General features: G+C 51.9%; 6 protein-coding genes. All 6 read right to left on the bottom strand.

Translation table 11 applies throughout. The annotated features are described in order from the left end of the window. Nucleotides 1-112 precede the first annotated feature (112 nt). Nucleotides 113-1,969, bottom strand: a complete 1,857-nt coding sequence (locus tag BM030_RS00675) for a DUF4859 domain-containing protein (RefSeq protein WP_090970067.1) — start codon at nucleotides 1,967-1,969, stop codon at nucleotides 113-115. Next, nucleotides 1,966-2,937 carry a DUF5007 domain-containing protein gene (locus BM030_RS00670; RefSeq protein WP_090970065.1) on the bottom strand — a complete coding sequence of 324 codons (972 nt, stop codon included), beginning with the start codon at nucleotides 2,935-2,937 and terminating at the stop codon, nucleotides 1,966-1,968. Before BM030_RS00670 ends, BM030_RS00675 begins: the two co-directional genes overlap by 4 nt. Before the next feature lie 39 nt (nucleotides 2,938-2,976). Then, nucleotides 2,977-4,116, bottom strand: coding sequence for a DUF4859 domain-containing protein (locus BM030_RS00665; protein ID WP_090970063.1), 1,140 nt, complete (start codon nucleotides 4,114-4,116; stop codon nucleotides 2,977-2,979). A gap of 61 nt (nucleotides 4,117-4,177) precedes the next feature. Next, a complete protein-coding gene (locus tag BM030_RS00660; protein ID WP_090970061.1) occupies nucleotides 4,178-5,656 on the bottom strand; it encodes a RagB/SusD family nutrient uptake outer membrane protein in 1,479 nt (492 codons plus the stop codon). Between the two features lie 11 nt (nucleotides 5,657-5,667). Then, the gene (locus BM030_RS00655) at nucleotides 5,668-8,838 is read right to left on the bottom strand and encodes a SusC/RagA family TonB-linked outer membrane protein (protein ID WP_090970059.1); all 3,171 of its coding nucleotides are present in this window, start codon (nucleotides 8,836-8,838) and stop codon (nucleotides 5,668-5,670) included. A 332-nt stretch (nucleotides 8,839-9,170) separates the two neighbouring features. Beyond that, nucleotides 9,171-11,468, bottom strand: coding sequence for a S9 family peptidase (locus BM030_RS00650; RefSeq protein ID WP_090970057.1), 2,298 nt, complete (start codon nucleotides 11,466-11,468; stop codon nucleotides 9,171-9,173). Between the last annotated feature and the right edge of the window lie 16 nt (nucleotides 11,469-11,484).

Below are 11,484 nucleotides of genomic sequence, written 5' to 3'. Positions count from 1 at the left end.
AGGGATGGGTAGAAAGAGGTCGGGCAGACAAAAATTAGACCGATATTGCAAAAATGCGGCAACAGGCCGGAGCAAAAAAAAGCCGCACCACAAATGATGCGGCCCTGACTGCCTATTGGATGTTCACGTTAAAGACAAAAGTCGCCTGAACGGTTCGCCCCGGCTCGTACTCATATACCAGGGCCTGTCTGATGGTATACGTGGCACCTGCCGTCGTCTGCCCGGGATACTGTCCGATCGTAAACACCAAATTCGACGCGTTAAACTCCGAGAAAATACGGGCGTCAGCACCCCATGGAACCACATTTCCACTGGCGCCAAACCAATGTCCATAACCATTTGCCGTGGTAGTTCCATTTAAGGTGCCCGTCGGTTCAACCGCATAGAACGAGACCGTTCCGCTGGACAGCCGGGCAGCAATGTCACTGGGCTGGAAGACAAATGCAGAGCCAAGCTGCCCTTGGTCAACGCTCACAGTTGTTCCCGAATAATTTTGGGCGTCATAAGGAAAACTGATATTATAGGTAAAGGTGATATCTTCCGGTTCATCGTCGTCATCGAACGTCAGGTATCCGATGACATTGGTATTCGTAACCTTTATCTCGTAGGGCCACTGTTCGTCGTTGGACTCATCGTCATCCCAGGCATGTGGCGCATATGAGGCAGGGGCGCCGGTAACAACGAAAAACAGCCGCTCTGTTCCGGGCGGAACCGTAAAGGTGGCTGTACCGCTTGTACCACTTTGCATATCCCCATATACGCGGTTGCCATTTCCAAGCAGTGCAACATAGCCATACCGCCAGCCGGCACGGGAAGGAACAGCAATGGGGTTGTACCCCGCCTTATTAATTAAGCCAGTAAAGGCAATGGAAACCTCGGTGCCGGCATCCGGTACTTCCAGGGGGATGACGTTATATCCTGTCGTGCCGGGGGTACGATCGTACGCAACACGCAGGGTTCCGTCTGCAAGCATGGTAAACTTATAGGTCAACGCCCCAATATGATTTGCACCCAAATCGCGTAGTGCCCCAATATCCCAAGTGGCAAACTTGGTAGCCATATCGTAGATCTCGTCATTCAATTGTGCGTCAGTGATGCCCGTTATACGTTTGTACGCTTGAATGGGGTCTTCAGGCTGGATCGCTTCCCGCCAAATCCTGCCGATGATATCCAACCCATGCTTATCCGCCCAATAGTGGTGAATAAAATAGTTGGCATAACGGTACCATTCGTGAATTTGATGTCGATGATAGTTTTCGGCGTATACCGAAAAATGATGTGATCCAAAATTCTCGCCAGGATAACTCTGGTGAGCCTGCCATTGAGCGGTCTGTTCCCAGAAGCCGTTTCCACCATTGCCGCCGAAGCCGTACCGAAAGCCGTGGGCGGCCCCCAAATCACAACGCACCTGGTATTGGAAGCTGTGTCCGATTTCATGTGCAATGGTCGCCCCCACGGGTTGCGCTGTGCTTGGACTGATCCATAAGGCACCGATGACATCGTCATACCCACCACCGTAGGCCATCCATTCGGTAGTATAGTGAAGGAAAATCATCATTTTATACCGATCCAGATTGGATTGGCCGATGCCCCGTTCGGCGAATTTCAGCGTATTGATATTCAGCTCATAAAATTCTTCGGCCTTATCCAGCAGGTCATCGATGTCTACACGATAAGCCTGCGGAACGTCAGGCGAGTTAGGATCATGACTTCCATAGCCAAACCCCCAGAAGACGATAAAATGTTCAGACTGCCGGCTTCTGGCGTAAGACCATGTGCTTAAGCTGCTGTTCAGATCCATCTGCGCAAACTCCTTGGGGATATAGACACCCAGCGTACCGGCCTGCGGCCCCTCTTCCTCCTCGGGCAATATTTCCGGCGCGATGCCTTTCTTTTTGCAGGCGCCTGCCAGCAACAGCACGGCTATGACAAGGTAAATCCACCTAAGCAAACTCAAACTGATATTCATCGGACTGTTCGGACTACGTTTTTCAAATGATAAATTACCGTGTAGGTACCGTTCAGGTGATAGTTGATGGTACTCACCGGGTTGATGTTCCTGTTGATGTCTGTAGCTGATCCAACCACCCGGTAGTAGACAATGCCGTCATTCCAGGCAGATCCCGCCAAATTGATTTGCCGAATAAGCGGATAGTTCAGGCCCGTATTCGGGAATTTATAGCTGATGCCCGTGTCGGTCACCTCCTCGGGGAAATAAGGAGACCAATCTGAAAACGTCGGCCGATCTCCCCGTTTGATGATTTCGCCCGCCTTGGGGTTGAATGGGGTACCGTTTCGGTCTACCCACTGCAGAATGATTTTATTCTCTTCGGTCGGCTCGCGCCGCACTTCAATCTCAAGATGCTGGCTCGCATCAATAAAATTATCTTCTATCCCGAAGTCCGACGTTGTCATGGCCTGATAGGAAATATTATGAGACACGGCCGGCAGCAGTCGGATATCGAGCGCCTCATTGAGTACCTTTGTTCCCCTGACGTTGGTGACCTCCACATCAATCGTATACAACCCGGTATTTACGTTGGTGGTCGATCGGGTAAGCCCCACTCGGCCACCTGTTTCATTGATCATAATAGCCGGCACCTTAGCGATGGCTATCTTGGTCATCAGCTTCTCCAATGTATTGTCTTCAGCTGTAATCTCCCCCTGAAACGTCGCGATATCGTATGTTTCAAGGAATTCGGTTGCCTCCCGCCCTGTTTCCTTATCCCGGATGCTCAGCAACCGCACGTTTACAGGTGATGTGCTCCCATCCAACACCAGTGAACCGGTATAAGCCACCTGACCCTGAACGGCTTCCAGTGTCTGTATATTGTAGGTAATGTAATCGCTGATGTACCCGTTTTCTACTTTGGTACAGCTTCCTATGGCCACGGCCGTTCCCACAAGGGCCGACACCGTCGATAATCTCACATTCATCCTTGATATTTTTTGTTTACACCTATTATGCGCATTCACTTATTCAATGGTCACGTTAAAAATAAAGGTAACCTGTATGGGCTCTCCAACCCCATCGTTATAGACCATGGCTTGCCGGATGGTATACGTCGTTCCCCTATTGGTCTGGCCTGGATACTGGCCGATAGTGAAGCTGAAGCCTGCCACGTTGTACTCCGAAAACAACCGGGCGGTGGCTCCCCAATTGGTTACATTGCCTTCCTCGTCAAACCAATGCCCCGGGGCATTTGCCGTACTGTTAGGGTTAAGCTCACCGGTACTTTCTGCGCCGTAGAAGATTATTGTGCTGCCGAATAGGCTGACGATTTCAGCCGTTGAAAGCCCTAATGCATCGGCTAACTGGCTTTGGTTTACGGATACCGTAGTACCGGAATAATTTGCTGCGTCATAGGGGAACGCCAAATCATATTCAAACACAATCCCCCAATCGGGCTCCACTTCCTCCTGCGGCGGATTAAAATCCGATATAAACGTGTGGTTGTTAGCCAACACATTGATGATAGTTCCAGTAGCGGTTTCAATACCTTGGGTCTGACACCGTATCCGCAGGTCGGCCAAATCGCCCTCCGGGGTGGTCACCGTTCCGTCGTCGGCCACCCCATCCTGCTCTCCCCGCACTTTGACGTAAAACAGATAGTAGACCGGCTGGAACGACCACTGCCCCGGCGGCTGCAACTGCTTATGATACCTAAAACCTTCTATTCCCGAAGCATTAGCAATCGGTGTATACTGCGTGGATGCGCTGGCCAGGCTAAAGTGGCCATCGGGATAGATATAGGCCCTCAGCGAGTCAACTACGATATCCTGCAGCATCTGATCCAGTGAATATGTTGCGTTCTCATCTATGGCGCGGAGTTCGTTCCACTTGTGTTGGTAAAAACGCCGGATGGAGTAGTTAGTTGGCGCAAAGAACGTGGCCGCATTATTGATTTCCTCCCGCAAACCGAAATGATCGATAACGGTAATCAGCGTATCAAATAACCCTGCCGGATGTTGCGCTAAGTAATCGTAAGTGCTCAGGTTTACCCGGGCCTCATGCCGCCCACCGTCAACCAAATAATCCTGTTTGCCACAGGCGGCTAACAACGCCGCTACGGAAAGCGGGATAAACAATAACCTCGAAATATTAACTGTTTTCATTATTCGTGTCGTGTTGTTGTGGCAATTGATGCCGGTTACATAACCTTTTTAATATGGCTCCTTACATATTTATCCTGCTCCAAAACGGCGTTTGCCGTAGCTGTTTATTTACATTCAGCAAGGTTGGGTCAAACGGCCAGTAGTACTTCCCGGCGTTGAATTCGGCGGACGTCATCTTCGGACCAAACCGTAGGGTTCCGTTATAACGAGCCAGACGGATCAGGTCATAATAACGGTGTCCTTCAAGAAACAATTCGCGTCCCCTTTCTTCAATGATTTCGGAAAACAAGTCACCGCTCTGATCCCAATGTCCCAACCCGGCTTGTGCTCGCACTTCATTGAGGATAGCCAGCGCCGCACCGCTGTTGCCCGTAGCCGCGAGCGCTTCTGCCTGCAGCAGCCTGACGTCCGAATACCGAAACACGATGATGTTGTTTTTGAACACCGCCACTGCATTAGCCGTTTCATTTGTATAGGCAACATTTGAATACTTGATGCAGACGGCAGATACCTCATTCGTGGTAATATCAAAGGCACTCCCCAGGCGCAGATCGTTGCTCGCATAAAGCTCACCAATCCGGCTATGCGAAATCATCAGCCGCGGATTGCCCGCTTGGCCCCTCAGGTAGGGTTCAACCAGTGTATAATAGCCTACGCCCAGTCTGGTACCCTCGTTTGCCGCATTTTGTGAAATCTCGAATATCCCTTCTTCCGACTGCCCCTCAAATATGGTAAGGTAGGAACTACGCGCACGCCCCACATAAGCCAGTCCGCCGCGTTGTATGACCGAGTCTGCAGCTACCGCACATTGGGCATAATTTCCCTGCCAAGCATACACATGTGCCGCTAACGCAAACAACGCTGCCTTATTAGCCCGTACAGCCCTGTTGGTTGATGAGCCCCGCTCCCAGCTGAGCAACCCTTTTGCTATTTCGATATCGGCCAAGCACTGGGCCAGCACGGCATCCGCCGGAGAGGCGGGGAGATCTTCCGCCTCATCTACCGGTACGGTGGCCGTTACAATCGGCACACCGCCCCAAACCCGGCTCATGTAAAAATAGGTGAAGGCACGCAGATAATACGCCTCGCCCAGGAGCCGGTTGCGGACTGCCTCGCTTGGAAATGCCGAGGCTGGCATTTCCGGCACATATTTTAGCACACGGTTGGCCTGGTCAATGGTCCGGTAAAACAGGTCATATCGCCGAAGGCGCATCATGACATGCCAGGTCTCTGAAGAAGGAACCGCCATCGACCAGTTCATGTTAATCACTTCAGGAAAAGGCCATACGCCGCCGTTTGCCGTGCTGAACTCGTCAGACGGCAGATCGCCATACGCGTAGAAGCTCATCCCTTCGGCATAATTGAACGCTTGCCGCAGCAGTGCATATATAGAAGCCACGCCCGAATTGGCGTCCTCTTCGGTCTTCCAAAAGTTTAAATCGGTCGGGTTGCTCTGGGGTTCCAGGTCGAGGAAACTGCTGCAGGCGCTTATGCCGAACAGCAGCATACAGATTGGCACGATAACTATTTTCCTTATCATGGTCTATCGGATTAAAATGATACATCAATTCCAAACGTGAACTTCTTAGGAATAGGATATCCATTCCCGGTGGAGTAACCATTCGGCTCAACGGCTTCGGGGTCTGGGGTGTCTGACCATGAGCGGATATACAGGTTATCGACCACACTGAACAGCCGGATAGACCTGAACCTCAGCTTGTCGACGATTTTCTGCGGCAAGTTATACCCCAGCTGGATGTTCTTAAGCCTCACAAAACTGGCATTCTCTACGAAATAATTCTGAGCAATGTGCCAGTTGTCCACCGTATTGGAAAACAGGTTCGGAAAACGCGATCGATCACCCGGCCGCAGCCAGAAGTCAGACAGGTTGAAGTCGCCCGCAATCGCTGAATTGGTTCCCCAGGTGGTAAACAAGGTAGGCGACCCAGCATCCTGCAGCCGGTCGGACAAGTAACCGTTCCACAAGCTCCGCCCCTCTACGAAGGTGACAAGCACCTGCAAAGTGAACCCCTTGTAGGCAAAGCTATTAGTTAACCCCCCAACAACCCGCGGGTTGGGATCACCTAAAGAAATCTTGTCGAGGTAATCGATAATGTAGTCGCCATTAACATCAACAGGTGCCGGGTCGCCTGCTTTATAGTATTGTCCGGTGAGACCGTTGCGTAACCTGTTGCCGGTGAGCGGATCGATGGGCACGTCGGCGTCCGTGGCGAAAACCCCATTAACCCGCCATACCTGAAAGGGGAACAACGGTTGCCCGATATTCAATGTACGTTCCATCCAGGGCGGCCCCGTACGGAACTCACGCCCTCCGTTGGGCAGTCCGGTAACCATATTCTTGTTAAAGGCGATGTTGAAATTGGTACTCCAATGGAAGGCAGCCCCGGCGCGCGTATTTACCGAATTGATCGTCAGTTCTACCCCCGAATTGCGGATATCAACAAAGTTGCCGGTCAGCTGAGAAAAGCCCGTGGTCAAGGGTGCGGGCGACTGGAATACCAAGGATTGGGAATTACGGATATAGTAGTCGGCCGTTACCGATATCCGGTCCTCGATGAAATTGGCGTCGACCCCCACGTTAAACTGCGGCGTGCGTTCCCAGCGGATACCGGGTGAGGAGGCTGCGTTCTGATAATTCGGGTAGGTTACGGTGGTGCCGTTATACGTATTGGGGGCCACTTCATTGCCGTTATCCAACACCGCTCCTACGTATCCAGCGTTGAAGCCAAGCGTCATGTATTGCGCATAGTAACTGCCTGGATCCAAGCCGGTAAGCCCATAACTTCCCCGGAATTTGAAGAAAGACACCGCATGCTTAAGCGGCTCAAAGAATGGTTCCTCCGATACGGCCCATCCTGCCGACACGGCTGGGAACACACCCCAGCGATTGTCTCGGCTGTACCGTGACGAAGCATCCTGACGGTAACTACCGGATAAGAGGTAGCGTCCCTTGTAGTCGTAACTTAGGCGCCCGAACACCGACACCCGCGAGCGTTCTGCGAGGTCGGTCCAGGCATACAGATCCGGCCCGGAGGGTATGCCAGACACGGATTTGACCACTGTGCTGTTGTCATTCCAGCCGGACGCGAAGCGGTTGTTTTGCGTATTCTTTTCCATACCGTAGCCCAGCACGCCGGACAACGTGTGGTCATCTTTAATGGTCTTGATATAATTAAAAAAACTTTCCACTTCCCAGCGCTGGTTCTGGTACACCCAGCTCCGCGCATAGTTCCTGCGGTTCGGCGTAATCAGGCCCGGCTGGAAGAGATCACGCGTATTGTTGTTGATGTTATAAGAGAATTGCGTACGAAAAGACAGTCCCGGAACAACAACCTTTTTGACGGTAAAAGCCGTATTGCCATTAATGCTGGTCGTCCTGTCATTGTCCATCAAGTCGTCGTACCTGCCGGTATACACCGCCTCTTCCTCATCGGTAATCTGCCAGAACGACGACGGGAACCCCCAAGTGTTAAAAGGATACTTGGATCCGTACACACCATCTCCCGAGCCATGCTTGGCCCTTGTGAGACCGGCAAACAGGTTAGTTTCGAACTGGAGATTCGGTGTGGGATTGGCCTGCAGGAAGATGCGAGGTGTGACGTTGTCATTTTCATAGCCGATCATCACGCCTTCCTCGTAATACCGCTGCACAGAAAAACGATAAGTGAAATTTTCAGTACTCGCCCCCACGCTGGCATTGACGTTATTCAGGGCGGCAGCCCGCAGGAACAGCCCTTGCCAGTCGGTATTGTTGTTAAATGCCGGATTCAGGCTATCGGTCAGCATCATGCTCAGCTGATTATTATAAAACCAGTTGTCATTGCCGCCGATATAGAGCATATCCATTTTGAGACGCCGTTCCGCGGTTCCCACTTGTATGGGCTTCATCGCCGGGCGATCAGCAATACCGTAAAACGCCGATACGCGGATTTCCGGTTTACCGGCCATCGGCCGCTTGGTTTTAACAATGATTACCCCATTCGCAGCCCGGGCCCCATAGATGGCTGATGCCGAAGCATCTTTCAGGATATCGACAGATTCGATGTCGTTGGGGTTGATAGACTGCAACGGGTTTGCCCCATAGGCCGAACCGAAGTCATTTACATCATAGATGATGTTGTCTATCACGTATAAAGGCGCGGAAATGGAATTATTGGCCAACTCAAGGTTGCTGCTCCCACGGATATTGACAATATTATTTGTGCCCGGCTCTCCGGACGGGCTCAATACCGTCATACCCGCTACCCGGCCCTGTAACATGGCATCGAATGTCGTATAAGGCGTGTTCTCGAACTCTTTTCCTTTTACCGAGGCAATAGCACCCGTTGTCTTCCGGCGGGTTACATCCTGATAGCCGATGATGACCACCTCATCCAAGCTGGATAAGTCTTCTTCCAACGTAATGTCGAAGCTCCCAGCCGCTGCCCGGATCACATGTTGCTGCGCATGGAAACCTACCGATGAAAAAATCAGCGTTCGTCCGGCGGACGTTATGCTAATCTCATAAAAACCGTTTTCATCGGTTTTCACTCCTTTGCCGGTACCCCGTTCAACGACGCTGACTCCGGGCAGCGGATTCCCCTGTTGATCGCGCACCACACCGGCCACCGGTATCTCCTGCGCATACAATTGCTGCATGGCGAACAGCAGAAAACAACACACGAAGCTATTTAGCCATGTTGATAGTTGCACTTTTTTCATTTTTCGACCATTTGGTTAAATTTGGTAACACCATAGTAAACTCATTTCTATATAAACCCGCGATGCCGTAAGCTCGTTCCGGAATGCCAATTATCCTAACGCTGATTATCTTAACATGTCTATATAACACTTATTGAGACATGCCGTAGATCCCTCTGCAATCGATGAATAACTTCTAATTGGTTAGCGTATTATATGACAAATATACTTTACTACTTCACCGGATTATAGTCGGATTTTCGCAACTTCAACTTGGAATTTAATGTATTATTCTCCGATCCGGCACAAGGGCTACCGACGTGCCGGGGGACACGTAGAACCCTCGCTTACATTCAAGGCCGCTTATCTATTTTAACAAGCTCCCGCTGCCCATCCCAAACCGGCGGCTCTACCCCAAGCAGGTGTTTCACAAAGAAATCGCGGCGTTTGCGTTCACCATATTCTCCGCCCGAGCTATGTCCTAATCCTGGCACGACCACCAGCTCATGATCTTTATTCGCCTTAATGAGCGCATCCACCACCTGCATGGTGGACGCCGGGTCTACATTGTCATCTACTTCGCCGACGATAAGCATCAACCGGCCCTGCAACCGGTGCGCATTAACCACGTTGGAACATTCGGCGTAATGCGGCCCGATTGGATAGCCCATCCACTGCTCGTTCCACCACATCTTATCCATCCGGTTGTCGTGGCACCCGCATGACGACACAGCTACCTTGTAAAATTCGGGATGGAACAACACCGCGCCTGCCGCGTTCTGCCCACCGGCTGAGGTACCATAGATACCCACGCGGCTGAGGTCCATGTACGAATACTTGGCGGCTGCGGCCTTCATCCACAGGATGCGGTCGGGAAACCCCGCATCCTTTAGGTTCTTCCAGCAGACATCGTGAAAGGCTTTGGAACGGTTAGACGTACCCATCCCATCGATCTGCACCACAATGAAACCCAACTCGGCCAAGGCAGCCATCCCCTGCTGTGTGCCGAAGTTCTTGGGTACGAACGATCCCTGTGGCCCAGCATAGATATTTTCGATGACGGGATAAGACTTAGAAGGGTCAAAATTCGAAGGCCGGATGATAACGCCCCAGATGTCTGTAACGCCGTCGCGGCCCGTGGCGTGGAACACCTCGGGATACTTCCAGCCCGTGGCGAGCAGCTCGCTGACGTCGGCTTTTTCCAGTTCAAGCAATACCTTGCCATCCGCTGCGCTGCGCAGCACCGACACCGGCGCGGCGTCAACCCGCGAATACGTGTCAACAAACATGGAATGGTCCGAAGAAAATGTAGCTCGGTGGTTGCCATTTTCGCTGGTCAGGGCGGTCAAGCCCGACCCGTCGAAATTTACGCGGTAATACTGGATAAAATAAGGATCCTGTCCAGCTTCGCGTCCGCTGCCGGCAAAGATGAGATACCGCTTTTCTTCATCTACATGCACAACTTCACGCACCACCCACTCCCCTTTGGTAATCTGGTTTTTCACTTTCCCTGTGCTACCGTCATATAAGTAAAGGTGGTTCCAGCCATCGCGCTCCGAAGCCCAGATCATTTCCCGTCCGTCGTTAATATCCTTCCGGTACTTTTTGCCGCTGTAGTCGATAAACGTACTGCTGGTTTCGGTGATTAATGAGGAAACCTGACCTGTTGACGCATCCATCGAAAACACTTCATAACGCTGGTGGCCCCGCTGGTTGTATTCAAAGGTAAAGGCACGGCTGTCCTTACGCCACTCGAGGCGCGACAAGCCATACTGATTGGGAATCAGTTCTGGCTGGACCGCGTAAGATTGCCTGCTTTCCAGCAGGAACAATACCGGTTGACTTTGCGGCAGCGCATCACCGGGCTTCAGGTAATTCCGCTCCTGGAGGATAGGCTGCAACTGCGTGCTGGGCGATGACTCGACGAAATAAATCTTCCGTTGGGTGTTGGGCCTTACCTTGTTGACGGCCAGTTTCCTGGAATCCGGCGACCAGGCAATGTACGGCGAATAAGCATTTCCTAACGCCCCGTCATAACTCAACTGCAGCTCACCCTCGCGCTTGCCTCTCGGGCGGACGTAGACGTTATAATTCTTAATGTAAGCCACCCAGTTGCTGTCGGGCGAGGGGATCTCGCGAATGCCGTCCTCATCCGGGTCGCCCCAATAACGGCCGCCCCCACGGCCCCAACGCGGAGGTTCGGGCTTCCTTCCCGTGTCGGTCGCCCGGTAATCGGCTAAGCTGACACTCCACACTTTATTAAAAGCGTCAAATTCGATTTGGCTAGCCGTTATATACCTTATAGCGTTAAACGGAAGGCTATCAGCATCTACGCTTTCCCCGCTTGCGGAAGCCAGTGAAGCGGCGAGTTTACCATGATCGAAGGCCTGTACCTTGCTGCGCGCAACAGCATCTACCAGCATAAAACGCTTGCCTTCCGGCGTCTGGTTTACGTACCAGCATTTCAACTCGTTTTCCAGCCAGGTGAAGCTGCTGGGGGAATAATACACCTTATTTCGGGTGGTCTCGCCAAATGCAGCCGCCCGCTGATAGTCTTCCGCGGTGCCCTGGGCGCCGGCCACGTTTATAGTAATCAATCCGCATACACACAGTTGAGCCAGGTAACGGCATATTTTTTCCTTGCAGTTCATAGTTACAGCATTATTA

Origin of the sequence: Parapedobacter composti (genome assembly GCF_900112315.1) — a bacterium.
GTDB classification, from domain to species: domain Bacteria; phylum Bacteroidota; class Bacteroidia; order Sphingobacteriales; family Sphingobacteriaceae; genus Parapedobacter; species Parapedobacter composti.
The sequence above is the reverse complement of the archived record's forward strand: the minus strand, read 5'-3'. Positions and strand labels throughout refer to the sequence as shown.